This is a genomic window from Streptomyces sp. NPDC001604 (assembly GCF_042893475.1).
In the GTDB taxonomy this organism is placed as follows: domain Bacteria; phylum Actinomycetota; class Actinomycetes; order Streptomycetales; family Streptomycetaceae; genus Streptomyces.
This window is the reverse complement of record NZ_JBIAUY010000001.1, coordinates 524,646-543,374: the sequence shown is the minus strand read 5'-3', so window position 1 is coordinate 543,374 and position 18,729 is coordinate 524,646. Positions and strand designations below refer to the sequence as shown.

Sequence of the window (18,729 nt, the reverse complement as noted above, 5' to 3'; positions counted from 1 at the left end):
CGGCCGGTCAGCGGCTACGACACGCCGAAACGTGCCGCCAGCTCGTCCCGCTGTCTCCGCACGAAGCCCGCATCCACCACCGCTCCGTGACCGGGCACGTACAGCGCGTCCTCCCCGCCCAGGTCGAGGAGCCGGTCCAGGGCGGCCGGCCAGTGCGACGGTACGGCGTCGGAACCGGCCTGCGGTTCGCCGGACTCCTCCACCAGGTCGCCGCAGAAGACGACCTCCGGGGAGCCGGGGACCAGGACCACGAGATCGTGGGCTGTGTGGCCGGGACCCACGTTCGCCAGCAGCACCTGCCGGCCGCCGCCCAGGTCGAGGGTCCACTCGCCGGAGACGTGATGCCGGGGCGCGACCAGGGCGTCCACCGCCTCCTCGGCCAGGTGTGCGTCCAGTCCGTTGCCCACCGCGTCCGCCCGCAGCTCCTCGCGCGCGTGCCGCGCCTCGAAGACCGCGTCCATGCCCACCGCGCCGTACACCTCCGCGCCCGCGAACGCCGCCGCGCCGAGGACATGGTCGAAATGGGGATGCGTGAGCGCGAGATGAGTCACACGGTGACCGGCGAGCTCCTGCGCCTCGGCACGCAACCGTGCGCCCTCCGCGAGACTCGACCCCGCGTCGATCAGGAGCGCCGTGCCCGCCCCGACGACCAGTCCCGTCGTGCAGTCCCAGCCCGGAAGACGGCACCGCCCGACTCCCGCCGCGAGCCGCTCCCACCCCAGCTCTTCCCAAGTCATCGTCATACGGCGACGCTAGCGGTACGCCCTGTTCAACAGGGACCGACCTTGCCCCGGGTGTACCCCACCGCCGTACACTGGCCGGTAACGGCTGGCACTCGGACGGACAGAGTGCCAGGCGAAGTGCCTGGGGGACGACTTCTGGAGGTGTGCGCTGGATGCTGAGTGAACGACGGCTGCAGGTACTGCGCGCCATCGTCCAGGACTATGTCGGCACCGAGGAACCGGTCGGGTCGAAGGCCCTGACCGAGCGGCACAACCTCGGCGTGTCCCCGGCGACGGTCCGCAACGACATGGCGGCCCTGGAGGACGAGGGTTTCATCGCCCAGCCGCACACCAGCGCGGGGCGCATCCCCACCGACAAGGGGTACCGCCTGTTCGTCGACAAGCTCGCGGGCGTCAAGCCGATGTCCGGGCCCGAGAAGCGGGCGATCCAGAACTTCCTCGACGGCGCCGTGGACCTCGACGACGTGGTGGCGCGGACGGTTCGGCTGCTCGCGCAGCTCACCCGGCAGGTCGCCGTCGTGCAGTACCCGTCCCTGACCCGTTCGACCGTGCGGCACGTGGAGCTGCTCTCGCTCGCCCCTGCGCGCGTGATGCTCGTGCTGATCACCGACACCGGGCGGGTCGAGCAGCGCATGGTCGACTGCCCGGCGCCGTTCGGGGAGGCCTCGCTCGCGGATCTGCGGGCGCGGCTCAACAGCAAGGTCGCGGGCCGCCGCTTCACCGACGTCCCGCGGCTCGTGGAAGACCTGCCCGAAGGCTTCGACGTCGAGGACCGGGGTACGGTCTCGACAGTGCTCTCCACACTTCTGGAGACACTGGTCGAGGAGAACGAGGAACGGCTGATGATCGGCGGCACCGCCAATCTGACCCGTTTCGGGCATGACTTCCCCCTCACCATCCGCCCCGTCCTGGAGGCGCTGGAGGAGCAGGTCGTGCTCCTCAAGTTGCTTGGCGAGGCGGGGGATTCGGGCATGACGGTGCGCATCGGGCACGAGAACGCCTATGAGGGACTCAACTCCACTTCCGTGGTGTCGGTCGGCTACGGTTCGGGCGGCGAAGCAGTCGCCAAGATGGGCGTGGTCGGACCGACCCGCATGGATTACCCGGGAACGATGGGAGCGGTACGCGCAGTGGCACGTTACGTCGGACAGATCCTGGCGGAGTCGTAAGTGGCCACGGACTACTACGCCGTTCTCGGCGTGCGTCGCGACGCGTCGCAGGAAGAGATCAAGAAGGCCTTCCGGCGGCTCGCGCGCGAGCTGCACCCGGACGTCAACCCGGACCCGAAGACCCAGGAGCGGTTCAAGGAGATCAACGCCGCTTACGAGGTGCTCTCCGACCCGCAGAAGAAGCAGGTCTACGACCTCGGCGGCGACCCCCTGTCCCAGGCGGGCGGCGGTGGCGCGGGCGGCTTCGGCGCGGGTGGCTTCGGGAACTTCTCGGACATCATGGACGCGTTCTTCGGTACGGCGTCGCAGCGCGGACCGCGTTCGCGTACGCGCCGGGGCCAGGACGCGATGATCCGGCTGGAGATCGAGCTCGACGAGGCGGCCTTCGGCACGACGAAGGACATCCAGGTCGACACGGCGATCGTCTGCTCCACCTGTAACGGTGAGGGCGCGGCGCCGGGCACCTCCGCCCAGACGTGTGACATGTGCCGCGGTCGCGGTGAGGTGTCGCAGGTGACGCGGTCCTTCCTGGGCCAGGTCATGACCTCGCGGCCGTGTCCCCAGTGCCAGGGCTTCGGCACCGTGGTGCCGACGCCGTGCCCGGAGTGCGCGGGCGACGGCCGGGTCCGGTCCCGCCGTACCCTCACGGTCAAGATCCCGGCCGGTGTCGACAACGGCACCCGCATCCAGCTCGCGGGCGAGGGCGAGGTCGGCCCCGGCGGCGGTCCCGCCGGTGACCTGTACGTCGAGATCCACGAGCTGCCGCACCCGACCTTCCAGCGGCGCGGCGACGACCTGCACTGCACGGTCACCATCCCGATGACGGCCGCGTCCCTCGGCACCAAGGTGCCGCTGGAGACGCTGGACGGCATGGAGGAGGTCGACATCCGGCCCGGCACCCAGTCCGGCCAGTCGATCCCGCTGCACGGGCGTGGCGTCACGCATCTGCGCGGTGGCGGGCGGGGTGACCTGATCGTCCATGTCGAGGTGCAGACGCCGACGAAGCTGGATCCCGAGCAGGAGCGGTTGCTGCGCGAGCTGGCGAAGCTGCGGGGTGAGGAGCGGCCGACGGGGCAGTTCCAGCCGGGGCAGCAAGGGTTGTTCTCGCGGTTGAAGGATGCGTTCAACGGGCGCTGACGGGTGGCTGCGGGCGGGCTGAAAGTGCAGGCTCGTGCCAAGGGGAAGGGCCGATTCGGACTTGTTCGGAGGACGTGACAACATGCCGTCATGTCCTCCGCACTGACCGATCTCTTCCCGCATCCGATCGTGCAGGCCCCCATGGCGGGCGGTGTCTCCGTGCCGCATCTGGCCGCCGCTGTGTGCGAGGCCGGCGGGCTCGGGTTCCTCGCCGCCGGGTACAAGACGGCCGACGGCATGTACCAGGAGATCAAGCAGCTCCGGGGGATCACGAACCGTCCCTTCGGCGTGAACCTCTTCATGCCGCAGCCCGAGTACGCCGACCCCGGTGCCGTGGAGATCTACGCCCACCAGCTGGCCGGGGAGGCCGGCTGGTACGAGACCGAGCTCGGCGATCCGGACAGCGGCCGTGACGACGCCTACGACTCCAAGGTCGCCGTGCTGCTGGACGACCCCGTGCCGGTGGTCTCCTTCCACTTCGGAGTGCCGAGCCGCGAGGTCCTCGACTCCCTCCGCCGGGTCGGCACTTTCACACTGGTCACCGCGACGACCCCCGAGGAGGCCCTCGCCGTGCAGCTGGCGGGCGCCGACGCGGTGATCGTGCAGGGCGTGGAGGCCGGCGGCCACCAGGGCACCCACCGGGACAACCCGGAGGCGGACGGCACCGGCATTGGACTGCTCCCGCTCGTCGCCCAGGTCCGAGAGACCGTGAGCATCCCGATCGTCGCCGCCGGCGGCATCATGCGCGGCGGGCAGATCGCCGCGGTGCTGGCGGCGGGCGCGAGCGCCGCCCAGCTCGGCACGGCGTTCCTGGCCACCCCGGAGTCCGGTGCGAACGCCGTCCACAAGCAGGCGCTCACCAACCCGCTGTTCGTGCGCACCGAGCTGACCCGGGCCTTCTCCGGGCGCCCGGCCCGCGGCCTGGTCAACCGGTTCCTGCGCGAGCACGGCCCGTACGCCCCGGCCGCCTACCCGGAGGTCCACCACCTCACCTCGCCCCTGCGCAAGAAGGCCGCCGCCTCCGGTGACGCGCAGGGCATGGCGCTGTGGGCGGGGCAGGGGCACCGCATGGCGCGCGAGCTCCCGGCCGGGCAGCTGGTGGAGGTCCTCGCCGCCGAGATCGACGTGGCCAGGACAGCGTTGTCGGGCAAGGGGGACCTGCGATGACCGCGCCGGTGTTCGTCGTCGAGTCGCTGGCGGGCGTCGGGCCCGGCTCGATCGTCGAACTGGACGGCCCCGAGGGGCGGCACGCGGTGTCCGTGCGGCGGCTCCAGCCCGGCGAGGACGTGGTGCTGACCGACGGTCTGGGCCGCGGTGCCGCCGGTGCGGTCGTGCGGACGGAGGGCAAGGACCGGCTGTTCGTCGAGCCCGTCGAGTTCCCCGTCGAGCCCGAGCCCAGCCCCCGTATCACCGTCGTCCAGGCCCTGCCCAAGGGCGACCGCGGTGAACTGGCCGTCGAGACGATGACCGAGACCGGCGTCGACGCGATCGTGCCGTGGTCGGCGGCCCGTTGCATCACCCAGTGGAAGGGCGAGCGGGGGCTGAAGGCCCTCGCCAAGTGGCGGGCCACCGCCCGCGAGGCCGGCAAGCAGTCCCGCCGGCTGCGCTTCCCGGAGGTCGCGGACGCGGCGACGACCAAGCAGGTTGCCGCACTTCTCGCCAAAGCCGACTTCGCCGCCGTACTGCACGAGGACCGCGACTACGCAAGTGAGCCGCTGGCCACCGCCGAGCTGCCCTCCGCGGGTGAGATCGTGCTGGTCGTGGGCCCCGAAGGGGGCGTCTCCGAGCAGGAGTTGGCGCTCTTCGCCGAGACGGGTGCGAAGGCGTACCGGCTCGGGCGTAGCGTGCTGCGTACATCGACCGCGGGCACCGCGGCGACCGCCCTGCTCCTGGGCCGCACCGGCCGCTGGTCCTGAACGATCACGGGGGAACACCATGGAACTCGCCCAAGTCCGGCTCCTGGTCAGCGACTTCGCCGCCTGCTACCGCTTCTACGCCGAGGTCCTCGGCCTCAAGCCGCAGTCGGGCGCGACCGCGGGCCCGTACGAGAAGTTCAGCCCGGCCACCGGCTCGGCGGGCATCGCCCTCCAGGACCGTTCGATGATGGCCGAGGTGCTGGACGAACTGGGCGACACGGCAACGGGCCACCGCTCCCTGGTGGTGCTGCGCGTCGATGACCTCGACACCTACTGCGAACAGATCGCCACCCGGGGCGCGATCCTCCTGCACGGCCCGGCCCCCATGACGGACCGCATGCGGGTCGCCCATCTCAAGGATCCCGAGGGCAACCTGGTCGAGTTGCAGGAGTGGCTGCTGCTGCGCGGCTGACCGATAGGCGCCCGCGGGCGCTTTCGTGACCGTATGCGCTCTACCGCCGGACGGCCCACGGTGGCAGGCTGCCGTCCATGGGGGCATTGAGGCGGATTTGGAGGCGGCCGCGAGGACGGCGGGTGGCGGCCGCGACGGTGCTTGCCGTCCTGGGCGTCGGTGGCGCGGTGGCCTGTGACCCGGGCGGGCTGAACTCGGCGGCCGTGGCGTACACGACCGACCAGACCGCGACCAAGGAGCTGAAGCGGCAGCACGTCGACGTGCAGTGGCTCAGCTGCACCGCCAACTACGGCAACAACAAGGTCTCCACGCGGACGGCGCCCTCGGCGAGCGAGACCACCGTCGCCGACGTCGACTGCCAGGGGCAGACCAAGGACCGGCGGGAGATCACCGTCACCGGCAAGGTCACCCGCGCCGTCGACGGTGCCTGTGTGCGCGGCGACCTCATCGCCAAGGTGGGCGGCAAACAGTGGTTCCATGTGACGGGGCTCGGCAACTGCAACGCGACACCGTCGCCCATCGTCCACAACCCGGGCGGAAACGGCGGTCAGCCCGGCGCCACCGTCACCGTGACCGTCACCCGGACCATCTGGTGCAAGGGCGATCCGAAGTGCTGGCCCGTCGAGGGCAAGTGATCCAAAGCGCTGACCTGGAGTGGTGCCACTGCTTAGGGTGATCGGGTGACACAGTCTGCGACGCCTGCCTACCTCCGGTTCCCGCACCTGTGGGGCGAGTTGGTCGCCTTCACCGCAGAGGACGACGTGTGGCTCGCCCCCGTCGACGGCGGACGTGCCTGGCGGGTCAGCGCGGACAACACACCGGTCACCCTGCCCCGCATCTCGCCCGACGGCACGACCGTCGCCTGGACCTCCACCCGCGACGGAGCCCCCGAGGTGCACATCGCCCCGGTTGCCGGCGGACCCGCCAAGCGGCTGACCCACTGGGGCAGTTGGCGCACCCAGGTGCGCGGCTGGACCCCGGACGGACAGGTCCTCGCGATCACCACTCACGGCCAGGCGAACCTGCGCCGCAGCTGGGCGCACTCCGTCCCGCTCGACGGCGGACCGTCGACGGTCCTGCCGTACGGCCTCGTCGGGCATGTCGCCCACGGGCCGAGCACCGTCCTGCTGTCCGCACCCATGGGGCGCGAGGCCGCCTGGTGGAAGCGGTATCGCGGGGGCACGGCGGGCAAGCTGTGGATCGACCGGGAGGGGCAGGGCGAATTCGTACGGCTGCATGAAGAGCTCCACGGGAACCTGGAGTTCCCGGTGTGGGCGGGGGAGCGCATCGCCTTCCTGTCCGACCACGAGGGGGTCGGGGCGGTGTACTCCTCCCTCGCCGACGGCTCCGACCTGCGCCGGCACACGCCCCTCGACGGCTTCTACGCCCGGCACGCCTCCGGCGACGGCACCCGTGTCGTCTACTCCTCGGCCGGTGAGCTGTGGGTCCTCGACGACCTGGACGGCGCCGAGCCCCGCAGGCTCGACATCCGGCTCGGCGGCCAGCGCGCCGAGCGTCAGCCGTTCGCCGTGAACGCCTCCCGCTGGTTCGGCTCGGCCGCCCCCGACCACACCGCACGCGGCAGCGCGGTCGCCGTGCGCGGAGCCGTCCACTGGGTCACGCACCGCTCCGGACCCACCCGGGCGCTCGCCGCCGAACCCGGCGTACGGGCCCGGCTGCCGCGCACCTTCCGCGCCGAGGGCGAGGAATGGGTGGTGTGGGTGACGGACGCGGAGGGCGAGGACGCCCTGGAGTTCGCACCCGCCACCGGTCTGGCACCCGGCGCCACCCCGCGCCGCCTCGCCGCCGGACGACTCGGCCGCGTCCTCGGGCTCGCCATGGCACCCGACGGCAGCCGGGCCGCGGTCGCCGCGCACGACGGCCGCGTTCTGCTCGTCGAGCGGGAGACCGGCGAGGTCCGCGAGATCGACCGCAGCGAGGACGGGGACGTCACCGGTCTCGTCTTCTCGCCCGACTCGGCCTGGCTCGCCTGGTCGCACCCCGGCCCGCGCCCGCTGCGCCAGCTCCGCATCGCCCACACCACCGACCTGACGGTCACCGAGGCGACCCCGCTGCGTTTCCGGGACTACGCGCCCGCCTTCACCCTCGACGGCAAACACCTCGCGTTCCTCTCCAACCGCTCCTTCGACCCGGTCTACGACGAGCACGTCTTCGACCTCGCCTTCGTGGTCGGCGACCGCCCGCACCTGATCACCCTCGCGGCGACCACCCCCTCCCCCTTCGGCCCGCAGCGGCACGGACGCCCCTTCGACACCCCCGACAAGGACGAGACCCCCGACAGCGAGGGCACCCCGGCCACCCGCATCGACCTCGAAGGTCTCGCCGACCGGATCGTGCCCTTCCCGGTCGAGGCCGCCCGCTACTCGAACCTGCGGGCCGCGAAGGACGGCGTGCTGTGGCTGCGCCACCCGGTGCAGGGCGTCCTCGGGGTGTCCAGGGCCACCCCGGACGATCCGGACCCCAAGACCGAGCTGGAGCGCTACGACCTCGTCCAGCACCGCCTGGAGCACCTCGCCGCCGATGCCGACCACTTCCGGGTCAGCGGCGACGGCAAGCGCGTCCTGCTGTGGACCGACGGACGGCTGAAGGTCGTACCCAGCGACCGGCGCGCGTCCAACGACGACGCCAGCGACACCAACATCACCGTCGACCTGACCCGGGTGCGGCAGACCGTCGATCCCTCGGCCGAGTGGCGGCAGATGTACGAGGAGACCGGCCGCATCATGCGGGACCACTTCTGGCGGCCGGACATGAGCGGCGTCGACTGGACCGGCGTGCTCGACCGCTACCGGCCGGTCCTGGACCGGGTGGCCACCCACGACGACCTCGTCGATCTGCTGTGGGAGGTGCACGGCGAGCTAGGCACCTCGCACGCCTATGTGATGCCGAACCGCGGATACGGCAACGGGCCCCGGCAAGGGCTCCTCGGCGCCGACATCTCCCGTCACCAGGACGGCAGTTGGCGCATCGACCGCATCCTGCCGACCGAGACCTCCGACCCCGACGCCCGCTCCCCGCTGGCCGCGCCGGGCGTCGCGGTGCGGGCCGGGGACGCGATCGCCGCGGTGGGCGGGCAGCCGGTGGACCCGGTGACCGGGCCGGGGCCGCTGCTCGTCGGCACGGCGGGCAAGCCGGTCGAACTGACGATCTCGCCGGCCGGCGGGGGCGAGGTGCGGCACGCGGTGGTCGTGCCGGTCGCGGACGAGGAGCCGCTGCGGTACCACGCGTGGGTCGCGGACCGGCGGGCCTACGTCCACGAGAAGTCCGGTGGGCGGATCGGCTATCTACACGTCCCCGACATGCAGGCGCCGGGCTGGGCCCAGATCCACCGGGACCTGAGGGTGGAGGTGGCCCGGGAGGGGCTCGTCGTGGACGTCCGGGAGAACCGGGGCGGTCACACCTCCCAGCTCGTCGTGGAGAAGCTGGCGCGGCGGATCGTCGGCTGGGCCGTGCCGCGCGGACTGCGGCCGTACAGCTATCCGCAGGACGCGCCCCGCGGGCCCGTGGTCGCCGTCGCCAACGAGTTCTCCGGCTCCGACGGCGACATCGTCAACGCGGCCATCAAGGCGCTCGGCATCGGCCCGGTCGTCGGCACCCGGACCTGGGGCGGTGTCATCGGCATCGACAGCCGCTACCGCCTGGTCGACGGCACGCTCGTCACCCAGCCCAAGTACGCCTTCTGGCTGGAGGGTTACGGCTGGGACGTCGAGAACCGCGGGGTGGACCCTGACGTGGAGGTGGTCCAGCGGCCGCAGGACCACGCGGCGGGACGGGACGTCCAGCTGGACGAGGCGATCCGCCTCGCGCTGGCCGCCCTGGAGGAGACCCCCGCCAAGACACCCCCGAGCCTGGACTGACGTCCCTGGATACGATGCCCCCGTACTCGATCAGCGTGATCGATCAACCGGCTTGAGGAGACCACATGGCAGGGGAGCCGCAGGACGACTGCCTGTTCTGCAAGATCGTCGCGGGGCATGTGCCGGCGACGATCGTCCGCGAGACGGAGACCACCGTCGCCTTCCGGGACATCAACCCCCAGGCGCCCACCCATGTCCTGGTGATCCCCAAGGCGCACTACGAGAACGCCGCCGCGCTCGCCGCCGGCGCGCCGGAACTCGCCGCCGACGTGCTCCGCGAGGCGCAGTCCGTCGCCGACGAGGACAAGCTGGAGAGCTACCGCATCGTCTTCAACACGGGCGCCGGCGCCGGCCAGACCGTCTGGCACGCCCACGCGCACGTCCTCGGCGGCCGCGGCCTGCAGTGGCCCCCCGGATAACCGACCGTGTCCGTACGTGAATTGGTGGTCCTCGGCACCGCCAGCCAGGTCCCCACCCGGCACCGCAACCACAACGGCTATCTGCTGCGCTGGGACGGCGAGGGCATCCTGTTCGACCCCGGCGAGGGCACACAGCGCCAGATGCTGCGTGCCGGGGCCGCGGCGCACGACCTCAACCGGATCTGCGTCACGCACTTCCACGGTGACCACTCCCTGGGCCTCGCGGGCGTCATCCAGCGCATCAACCTCGACAAGGTCCCGCACGAGATCACCGCGCACTACCCACGCTCGGGGCAGCGCTTCTTCAACCGTCTGCGCTACGCCACCGCCTACCGCGAGACGGTCGACCTCACCGAGGCCCCGGTCGACACGGACGGCCCCCTGGCCGTCACGCCCTCGTACACCCTCGAAGCCCGCAAGCTCTCCCACCCGGTCGAGTCCTACGGCTACCGGCTGACCGAACCCGACGGCCGCCGCATGCTCCCCGACCGTCTCGCCGCGCACGGCATCAAGGGCCCGGACGTCGGCCGTATCCAGCGGGAGGGCGCGCTCGGCGGGGTGTCCCTGGAGGACGTCAGCGAGGTGCGCCGCGGCCAGCGGTTCGCGTTCGTCATGGACACCCGGCTGTGCGACGGGGTGTACGCGCTCGCCGAAGGCTGCGACATGCTCGTCATCGAGTCGACGTTCCTCGACGAGGACACCGACCTCGCGGTCGAGCACGGCCATCTGACCGCGGGCCAGGCGGCGGCGGTGGCGCGGGACGCGGGCGTACGGCACCTCGTGCTCACGCACTTCAGCCAGCGGTACACCGAACCTGGGGGCACCTCCCGGACGGAGTCTGGGGGAGAGTTCGAGCGGCAGGCACGGGCGGCGGGCTTCGAGGGCGAGCTGACGGTCGCGCACGATCTTCTGCGGGTGCCGGTTCCGAAACGCCGGTAAGGCGCCCGTACGATGCTTTGATGCCCCTCCCCAAAGCTGAACTGCACCTGCACATCGAAGGCACCCTGGAGCCGGAGCTCGCGTTCGAACTGGCCGCCCGCAACGGCGTCGAGCTGCCGTACGCCGACACGGGCGAGCTCCGCAAGGCGTACCAGTTCGAGGACCTCCAGTCCTTCCTGAACCTGTACTACGAGCTCATGGCCGTCCTGCGCACCGAGCGGGACTTCGAGGACCTCGCGAACGCCTATCTGGCCCGCGCCGCCGCGCAGGGCGTGCGGCACGCGGAGATCTTCTTCGACCCGCAGGCGCACCTTGCGCGGGGGGTCCCCATGGGCACGGTCGTCGAGGGGCTGTGGCGGGCGCTGGGGAGCAGCGAGGCGAACCACGGCATCTCCACCCGGCTGATCCTGTGCTTCCTGCGGGACGAGTCCGCCGAGTCGGCGCTGCAGACCCTGGAGGCCGCGAAGCCGTACCTGGACCGGATCACCGGAGTCGGTCTCGACTCCGCCGAGGTCGGGCACCCGCCGATGAAGTTCCGCGAGGTGTACGAGGCCGCCGCCGCGCTCGGGCTGCGCCGGGTGGCGCACGCCGGGGAGGAGGGCCCGCCGGAGTACATCGCCGAGGCGCTGGACGTGCTCGGCGTGGAGCGCGTGGACCACGGGCTGCGGTGCATGGAATCCCCCGAGCTGGTCGAGCGGCTGGTCCGCGACCGCATCCCGCTGACGCTGTGCCCCCTGTCCAACGTGCGCCTCCGGACGGTCGACACCCTCGCCGAGCACCCGCTGCCGACCATGCTGGACGCGGGGTTGGTGTGCACGGTCAACTCCGACGATCCCGCGTACTTCGGCGGGTACGTCGGCGACAACTTCGAGGCCGTACAGGGCACTCTTCGTCTGACCGAGGACCGCCTGCGCGAACTGGCCCGCAACTCGTTCCTCGCGTCCTTCCTGGAGGACGACGAGGAGCGCCGGGCGCGGTATCTCTCCGAGGTGGAGGCGTACGAGTTCTAGGCGGCCGTCGTGTCGTAGGCGTGCCGAGCAGGTGTCTCCACCGGGATCTCCACGACCGCGAGGGGCCGCCTGCCGGCCCGCAGGGCCACGGCCGTCATCGGGACGGTGATCACCAGCAGTCCCACGGCCAGGACCGCACCCATCACCGGGAACCCCGCCTGCGCCGCCAGCACGCTGCCGGTCAGCGGGCCCACCGCCGTTCCGAGGGAGGACGCCGAGCCGACGAGGACCGCCCAGCGTCCGCGGGGGTCCAGGGAGGCGGCCAGGCCGATCACGTACGACAGGACGACCGGGTAGAGCACGTTCCAGGCGATCTCACCGCTCGCGAAGCTCGTCAGGTCGGTCGCGGACGCGCTGAGCACGATGCAGCCGGAGATCAGCGCCGTTCCCGCTCCGATGGGCAGCGCACGGCCGAACCGCGGCCCGACCGCCCCCGCGCACACGACCCCCAGCAGCCCCGCGCCGAGCGCCACCGCGAAGACGGCACCGACGGTGGCCTCCGCGAGGTGTGCCTGGGCCAGGCCGATACGGCCGCTGACCCCCCACAGCGCGTTCTGCACGAGCGACCAGCAGAACATGGCGAGGGCCAGGACCAGACCGGAGCGCCGGTGGGGGAGAGGGGTGCCGCCGAGGGGGCTGTGCGCGAGTGCCGTACGGACCGGGAGCCGGCCGGTGAGCGGCCAGACGGCGAGCGCGGTGAGCGCGAGCGCGGCGAGCGGCTGCCCGTGGCCCGCACCCAGGTGGGGAACCGCCAGATAGACGGCACCCGCGAGCGCGGAGACGCCGAGCAGGCCGAGCGTGGTGGTCCGGTGCGGGTCCGGCTGGGCGGCGATCCCGGTGGCGGCGACCGTCGTCGCCGTACCGGAGCCGAAACCGCCGACGAGCGCGCCCGCGACGACCGCGGGGATCGAGTGGGTCAGCGCGGCGCCGCCGTAGCCGACGATCGCGAGCACGAGGCCGATGCGGGCCAGCGTGCGGGGGCCGATGCGGTCGACGCGGGAGGCGAGCAGGAAGCCGGCCGTGGCCGAACTCAGCAGCAGCGCACTGCCGAGGGCACCCGCCTCGGTCGCGGAGAGCGGAAGCCCCGAGTCGAGCCGTCCGACGGTCGTCGGCAGCAGATACGGAGCGAGGTACCCGGCCGTGAAAAGGGCGACGAGGGGCCAGGCGGTGGTGCGAGGGGCGGACACGGGCGTTCCCAGGGCATGCGAAAGAAGCGGCTCAAGAGGGGTTGGGCGCCGACCGTCGACGGACAGGAACGCGCGGAGAATTTGTATCAAGCACGCGGTTCGGGAAAGAAGCGCGGGGGGTGTGATGTGGCGCACGTTGCGTTTGGGGCGGGAGGGGCCGGGTAGCAAACGGCATTTCAGCCTGTCCGGCGTTTGAGGACGAGGCCGCTCAGGCCGACAGGGCTAACGCCAGTGAACGGTCCCGCCGACCGCCGTCGCCTCCACCTTCGCCCTGATCTCCCGCATCACCGCCACGATCCGCTCCTCGTGTTCCGGCGTCAGCCGAGCCACCGGCACCGAGCAGCTGATCGCGTCCTGTGCGGGGACGTCGTAGCGCAGCGCGAAGCCGAAACCGACGATTCCGGCCACGCCCTCCTCGCGGTCGACCGAGTAACCGCGGGTGCGGACCCTCGCGAGATCCGCCGCCAGTGATTCCGGGCCGGTGTGCGTGTCGGGTGTGAGCGCCTCGTACGGCCCCTCGGGCAGCTCGTCGTCGTCCCGCTCGGCCAGCAGTGCCTTGCCGAGGGCGCCCGCGTGCGCGGGCAGCCGGCGGCCGACGCGGCTGATGGTCCGCAGATACTCGTGCGATTCCCGCGTCGCCAGATACGCCACGTCCCGCCCGTCGAGCCGCCCCATGTGGATGGTCTCGCCGAGCGCCTCGGACGCCTCGTCGAGATACGGCCGTACGAGGCGCACGCGCGGGTCGGAGTCGAGGTAGCTGGTGCCGGTGAGCAGGGCGTGGATTCCGATGCCGTAGAGCGAACCGGTGACGTCCGTACGCACCCAGCCCCGGCTGATCAGGGTCTGCAGCAGGGCGTACATCGAGCTGCGCGGCACGCCCAGCTCGTCCGCCAGCTCCTGAAGCCGTGCCGGGCGGTCGCCGCGGGCGGCGAGCAGTTCCAGCAGTTCGACCGTCCGCGCGGCGGACTTCACCTCGCGTACGCCGCCACCTGTGTCCGACATGGGGCGATGTTAGTCGGCCCGGGCCGGACCGGACCGTTGACTGCTGCTGTTCGCATATCTAGGCTCTGTTTTCATACATGGATGACATCTACATGGGGAGACGTCATGGGTGAGGCGGAGACAGCTGCGCGGAGGCTGCGCGACGGGATGGAAAGAGGAGTGCTCTCCTTCCCGCTGACGTTCTTCCACGGTGACGGCTCGCTCGACCCGGAGGGCTTCCGAGCCCATGTCGCCGCGCAGATCGCCACCGGCCCCGGCGCCGCCACGCGGCGGAGCCGCATATCGGATGCAGCCCCGCCTGCGGCACCGGCGAGTTCTTCTCGCTGGACGAGGACGAGTACCGCCAGGTCGTGACCATCGCCGTCGAGGAGGCGGGCGGGCGCCTGCCCGTGGTCGCCGGGATCGGGTACGGCTGGGCGCAGGCCGTCCGGTTCGCCCGCATCGCCGAGGAGGCCGGCGCGGACGCGCTGCTCGTCCTGCCGCACTACCTGGTCGCCGCCCCGCAGGAGGGCCTCGTCGCACAGCTGGAGCAGATCGCCGCCCGCACCCGGCTGCCGCTCATCGCCTACCAGCGCGGTCAGGTCGCCTGCACGGCAGCTTCCTTGAGGCGGATCGCGGCCGTCCCGAACGTCATCGGCCTCAAGGACGGCCACAGCGACCTCGACCGCCTCCAGCGCCTGACCCTCGCCGCACCCGAGGGCTTCCTGTTCTTCAACGGCGCGTCCACCGCCGAGATCCAGGCCCGCTCCCCCACGCTCGAACACGCTCGCGCGGGGGGACCCCCATCGCCACCGTCGGCATCCCCGCCTGCTCCTCGGCCGTGCACGCCTTCGCCCCCGAGATCGCGAACGCCTTCTTCGCGGCCCTGCGCGACGGCGACGACAAGGCGGTGGAGCGGCTGCTGCGTGACTTCTACGTCCCGTTCGTGGAGCTGCGCGACCGCGTACCGGGATACGCCGTGTCGCTGGTCAAGGCGGCGGCCCGGCTGCGCGGCCGCCCCGTCGGCCCCGTGCGCGTCCCGCTCACCGACCCCTCGGCCGGCGACCTGGCCGACCTCGAAGCCCTGCTCACCACCGGACTGACCTCGTAGGAGCCGCGCTGTGAACCTCACCATCACCGACGTACGGCTCACGCCGATCCTGGTCGCCGACCCGCCCCTCCTCAACACGCAGGGCGTCCACCAGCCGTACACCCCGCGGCTGATCGTGGAGGTGGTGACGGCCGACGGGATCACCGGTGTCGGCGAGACCTACGGAGACACCAAGTACCTGGAGCTCGCCCGGCCCTTCGCCGACGAACTGAAGGGCCGTCAGGTCAGCGATCTGAACGGTCTGTTCGTGATCGCCGACGAGGTCTCCGTGGACTCCGCGCGGGTCCGGAACCAGATCGACGTCGGCGGCCTGCGCGGTGTCCAGACCGCCGACAAGCTGCGGCTGTCCGTCGTCTCCGGCTTCGAGGTCGCCTGTCTCGACGCCCTCGGCAAGGCGCTCGGCCTGCCCGTGCACGCGCTGCTCGGCGGCAAGGTGCGCGACGCGGTCGAGTACAGCGCCTACCTGTTCTACAAGTGGGCCGACCACCCCGAGGGCGTGGCCTGCGAGAAGGACGACTGGGGTGCCGCCCTGGACCCGGCCGGGGTGGTGGAGCAGGCCCGGCTTTTCAAGGAGCGGTACGGGTTCACGTCGTTCAAGCTGAAGGGCGGTGTCTTCCCGCCGGACGAGGAGATCGCCGCCGTACGGGCCCTCGCGGAGGCGTTTCCCGGCCATCCGCTGCGGCTCGACCCCAACGGCGCCTGGTCCGTGGAGACCTCGCTGAAGGTGGCCGAGGAGCTCGGGGACGTCCTCGAATACCTGGAGGACCCGGCGCTCGGCACCCCCGCCATGGCCGAGGTCTCCGCCGCGACCGGGGTGCCGCTCGCCACCAACATGTGCGTGACGACCTTCGCCGAGATCAAGGAGGCCTTCACGCGGGACGCCGTGCAGGTGGTGCTGTCGGACCACCACTACTGGGGCGGGCTGCGCAACACGCAGCAACTGGCCGCGATCTGCCGCACTTTCGGGGTCGGGGTGTCCATGCACTCCAACACCCACCTCGGGATCAGTCTGGCCGCGATGACGCATGTGGCGGCCACCGTGCCGAACCTGCACCATGCGTGTGACTCGCACTATCCGTGGCAGTCGGAGGATGTGCTCGGCGCGCGGCTGACGTTCGAGGGTGGGAAGGTCGCTGTCTCCGATGCGCCGGGGCTCGGTGTCGAGCTCGACCGCGCCAAGCTGGGGTTTCTGCATCAGCGGTGGCTGGACGACGACGGTTCGCTGCGCGAGCGGGACGACGCGGCGGCCATGCGGGTCGCCGAGCCGGGGTGGGTGACGCCCGCGGTGCCCCGGTGGTAGCGCCCCCGCCGCCCTCCCCATTCCCGTCCCCTGGGGGCTGCGCCCCCAGACCCCCCTTTCGGCCTGACGGCCTCGTCCTCAAACGCCGGACGGGCTGAAAGATCAGACGCCGGACGGGCTGAAAGATGGTGCACACTGGCCTGATCCGCACCATGTCAGGGAGTGCACCGTGAGCGCGTCCAACGGGAAGGGACCAGCACCCGTCACAGCGGGACCGGAGTGCCAGGCACAGGTCGACCCGCTGGCCCTGCTGCGCACCCCGGACGATCCCCCCTGGGACGTGTATCTCACCGGTCCCGTCTTCCTCGACATCATCTTCACCGGGCTCGACTCCGCCCCGGTGCGCGGCACCGAGTCCTGGGCACGCGGGATGGGGTCGAGCCCCGGTGGCGTCGCCAACATGGCCACCGCACTGGCCCGCCTGGGGCTGAGGACCTCCCTCGCGGCGGCCTTCGGCGACGACCACTACGGGGAGTACTGCTGGGACGCCCTGGAGCAGGGCGAGGGCATCGACCTGTCCACCTCGCGCAGGGTCCCCGGCTGGCACTCCTCGGTCACCGTGTCGATGGCGTACGAGGGCGAGCGCACGATGGTCTCCCACGGTCACGAGCCACCCCCCGAGACCGTGTTCAGCCTGGGGGGCGCGCCCCGCGCGCGTGCCGCCGTCGCCTCCCTCACCCCCGGCAGGCGCGCCCCCTGGATCGCCCAGGCCGCGCACCACGGCACCCGTGTCTTCGCCGACGTCGGCTGGGACGAGACCGGCGCCTGGGACCTGGCGGGCCTGACCGACCTCGAACACTGCGAGGCCTTCCTGCCGAACGCGGAGGAGGCCATGCGGTACACGGGCGCCACCTCCCCGCGCGCCGCCGCCCACGCCCTCACCGAGCACGTTCCGCTCGCGGTGGTCACCCTCGGCGCGGAGGGCGCGTACGCCGTCGACCGGCGCACCGGGGAGACCGCCGAGGTGCCCGCGATCGCCGTGGAGGCCCTGGACCCGACCGGCGCGGGCGATGTGTTCGTCGCGGGCTTCGTCACCGGCACCCTCGCGGACTGGCCACTGGCGGACCGGCTGGCCTTCGCGGGGCTGACCGCCGCGCTGTCCGTCCAGGAGTTCGGGGGCTCGCTGTCGGCACCGGGGTGGTCGGAGATCGCGGCCTGGTGGCGGAAGGTGCAGTCGGTGGAGGGTCAGGACCCGGCGGCACTGCGACGGTATGCGTTCCTGGAGCGCCTGATCCCTCAGGGGGAGGCCGCGAGACCGTGGCCGCGGCGCAGGGCCGTGCCGACGATCGGGTTCAGGTCGGCCTGAGCACTGCCACCGGTGCGAAACACGTGTGCCGAAAAGGCCTACGGCGTTGTCAGTCCCCCGGCGTACCCTTGGAACCGCCAGGGCAGCCCACGTGGCTGGCGTGCCGTTTCGAGGAGGACGAGCAAGGCCTACAGAGCCGGCCCATGACTCAGACACCCACAGCTCACACCCCCGCGCAGGGGCAGGCGAGAGCAGAGTTCACCGTCCCCGCCCAGCACCCCATGGTGACCGTTCTGGGGTCCGGCGACTCCCTTCTGCGCGTGATCGAGAAGGCCTTCCCGGCGGCCGACATACATGTCCGGGGCAATGAGATCAGCGCGGTCGGCGCCCCCGCGGAAGTCGCCATGATCCAGCGCCTGTTCGACGAGATGATGCTGGTGCTCCGCACCGGGCAACCGATGACGGAGGACGCAGTGGAACGCTCGATCGCGATGCTCAGAGCGAGTGAGAACGGCGAGGGCGAAGGCCAGGAGACCCCGGCCGAGGTCCTCACCCAGAACATCCTCTCCTCGCGCGGCCGCACGATCCGCCCCAAGACCCTCAACCAGAAGCGGTACGTCGACGCGATCGACAAGCACACGATCGTCTTCGGCATCGGCCCCGCCGGCACCGGCAAGACGTACCTGGCCATGGCCAAGGCGGTGCAGGCCCTGCAGTCCAAGCAGGTCAACCGCATCATCCTGACCCGGCCCGCGGTCGAGGCGGGCGAGCGGCTGGGCTTCCTGCCCGGCACGCTCTACGAGAAGATCGACCCGTATCTGCGCCCGCTGTACGACGCGCTGCACGACATGCTCGACCCGGACTCGATCCCCCGGCTGATGGCCGCGGGCACGATCGAGGTCGCGCCGCTCGCCTACATGCGGGGCCGCACGCTGAACGACGCCTTCATCATCCTGGACGAGGCCCAGAACACCTCGCCCGAGCAGATGAAGATGTTTCTCACCCGGCTCGGCTTCGACTCGAAGATCGTGATCACCGGTGACGTGACGCAGGTCGACCTGCCGACCGGCACCAAGTCGGGCCTGCGCCAGGTGCAGGACATCCTCGAGGGCCTCGACGACGTCCACTTCTCGCGCCTCACGTCCCACGATGTCGTACGGCACAAGCTGGTCGGCCGTATCGTCGACGCGTACGAGAAGTACGACAGCAAGCACGGCACCGAGAACGGCACCCACAAGGGCGGCCGGGGCAGGCAGTCCGGGCACAAGGGGAAGTAGACCG

The 18,729-nt window shown here is 71.6% G+C and carries 16 protein-coding genes and 1 pseudogene; 14 read left to right on the top strand and 3 right to left on the bottom strand.

Annotated elements, in window-relative coordinates; translation table 11 throughout:
* Nucleotides 1–14: 14 nt before the first annotated feature.
* Nucleotides 15–743: an MBL fold metallo-hydrolase gene (locus ACFY1E_RS02565; RefSeq protein ID WP_389070506.1), complete on the bottom strand. Its 729-nt coding sequence runs from the start codon at nucleotides 741–743 to the stop codon at nucleotides 15–17.
* Between the two features lie 152 nt (nucleotides 744–895).
* Between ACFY1E_RS02565 and hrcA the strand changes: the two genes are divergently transcribed.
* From hrcA to ACFY1E_RS02515, 10 genes are all read left to right on the top strand, one after another.
* Entirely contained in the window at nucleotides 896–1,912 is a 1,017-nt protein-coding gene (gene hrcA / locus ACFY1E_RS02560) for a heat-inducible transcriptional repressor HrcA (RefSeq protein WP_389070503.1), read from the top strand.
* Complete coding sequence (gene dnaJ / locus ACFY1E_RS02555) at nucleotides 1,913–3,049, top strand: molecular chaperone DnaJ (protein WP_351470861.1); 1,137 nt, start codon at nucleotides 1,913–1,915, stop codon at nucleotides 3,047–3,049.
* Nucleotides 3,050–3,139: 90 nt separating this feature from the next.
* Nucleotides 3,140–4,216, top strand: coding sequence for a nitronate monooxygenase (locus ACFY1E_RS02550; protein WP_389070502.1), 1,077 nt, complete (start codon nucleotides 3,140–3,142; stop codon nucleotides 4,214–4,216).
* Entirely contained in the window at nucleotides 4,213–4,965 is a 753-nt protein-coding gene (locus tag ACFY1E_RS02545; protein ID WP_389070500.1) for a 16S rRNA (uracil(1498)-N(3))-methyltransferase, read from the top strand. Before ACFY1E_RS02550 ends, ACFY1E_RS02545 begins: the two co-directional genes overlap by 4 nt.
* 19 nt (nucleotides 4,966–4,984) lie before the next feature.
* The gene (locus tag ACFY1E_RS02540) at nucleotides 4,985–5,377 is read left to right on the top strand and encodes a VOC family protein (RefSeq protein ID WP_389070497.1); all 393 of its coding nucleotides are present in this window, start codon (nucleotides 4,985–4,987) and stop codon (nucleotides 5,375–5,377) included.
* Between the two features lie 77 nt (nucleotides 5,378–5,454).
* Complete coding sequence (locus ACFY1E_RS02535; protein ID WP_389070495.1) at nucleotides 5,455–6,012, top strand: hypothetical protein; 558 nt, start codon at nucleotides 5,455–5,457, stop codon at nucleotides 6,010–6,012.
* Between the two features lie 45 nt (nucleotides 6,013–6,057).
* Nucleotides 6,058–9,255, top strand: a complete 3,198-nt coding sequence (locus tag ACFY1E_RS02530; RefSeq protein WP_389070493.1) for a S41 family peptidase — start codon at nucleotides 6,058–6,060, stop codon at nucleotides 9,253–9,255.
* A 65-nt stretch (nucleotides 9,256–9,320) separates the two neighbouring features.
* Nucleotides 9,321–9,674, top strand: coding sequence for a histidine triad nucleotide-binding protein (locus ACFY1E_RS02525; protein ID WP_344402428.1), 354 nt, complete (start codon nucleotides 9,321–9,323; stop codon nucleotides 9,672–9,674).
* Nucleotides 9,675–9,680: 6 nt separating this feature from the next.
* Nucleotides 9,681–10,613 carry a ribonuclease Z gene (locus ACFY1E_RS02520; RefSeq protein ID WP_389070490.1) on the top strand — a complete coding sequence of 311 codons (933 nt, stop codon included), beginning with the start codon at nucleotides 9,681–9,683 and terminating at the stop codon, nucleotides 10,611–10,613.
* Between the two features lie 20 nt (nucleotides 10,614–10,633).
* Nucleotides 10,634–11,623 carry an adenosine deaminase gene (locus ACFY1E_RS02515; RefSeq protein ID WP_389070488.1) on the top strand — a complete coding sequence of 330 codons (990 nt, stop codon included), beginning with the start codon at nucleotides 10,634–10,636 and terminating at the stop codon, nucleotides 11,621–11,623.
* Here the strand turns inward: ACFY1E_RS02515 and ACFY1E_RS02510 are convergent.
* Complete coding sequence (locus tag ACFY1E_RS02510) at nucleotides 11,620–12,810, bottom strand: MFS transporter (protein ID WP_389070485.1); 1,191 nt, start codon at nucleotides 12,808–12,810, stop codon at nucleotides 11,620–11,622. The two genes, ACFY1E_RS02515 and ACFY1E_RS02510, sit on opposite strands and share 4 nt — an antisense overlap.
* Nucleotides 12,811–13,032: 222 nt before the next feature.
* Complete coding sequence (locus ACFY1E_RS02505) at nucleotides 13,033–13,812, bottom strand: IclR family transcriptional regulator (protein ID WP_389070483.1); 780 nt, start codon at nucleotides 13,810–13,812, stop codon at nucleotides 13,033–13,035.
* Between the two features lie 105 nt (nucleotides 13,813–13,917).
* On the opposite strand from ACFY1E_RS02505, the pseudogene ACFY1E_RS02500 reads away from it, so the two are divergent.
* The 4 genes and pseudogenes from ACFY1E_RS02500 (at nucleotide 13,918) to ACFY1E_RS02485 (ending at nucleotide 18,725) form a co-directional block, all read left to right on the top strand.
* Nucleotides 13,918–14,916, top strand: a pseudogene (locus ACFY1E_RS02500) (5-dehydro-4-deoxyglucarate dehydratase).
* A complete protein-coding gene (locus tag ACFY1E_RS02495; protein ID WP_389070480.1) occupies nucleotides 14,913–16,202 on the top strand; it encodes a glucarate dehydratase family protein in 1,290 nt (429 codons plus the stop codon). Before ACFY1E_RS02500 ends, ACFY1E_RS02495 begins: the two are co-directional and overlap by 4 nt.
* Before the next feature lie 169 nt (nucleotides 16,203–16,371).
* The gene (locus tag ACFY1E_RS02490; protein WP_389070478.1) at nucleotides 16,372–17,508 is read left to right on the top strand and encodes a carbohydrate kinase family protein; all 1,137 of its coding nucleotides are present in this window, start codon (nucleotides 16,372–16,374) and stop codon (nucleotides 17,506–17,508) included.
* A gap of 143 nt (nucleotides 17,509–17,651) precedes the next feature.
* The gene (locus tag ACFY1E_RS02485) at nucleotides 17,652–18,725 is read left to right on the top strand and encodes a PhoH family protein (RefSeq protein ID WP_389070475.1); all 1,074 of its coding nucleotides are present in this window, start codon (nucleotides 17,652–17,654) and stop codon (nucleotides 18,723–18,725) included.
* The last annotated feature ends 4 nt before the right edge of the window (nucleotides 18,726–18,729 follow it).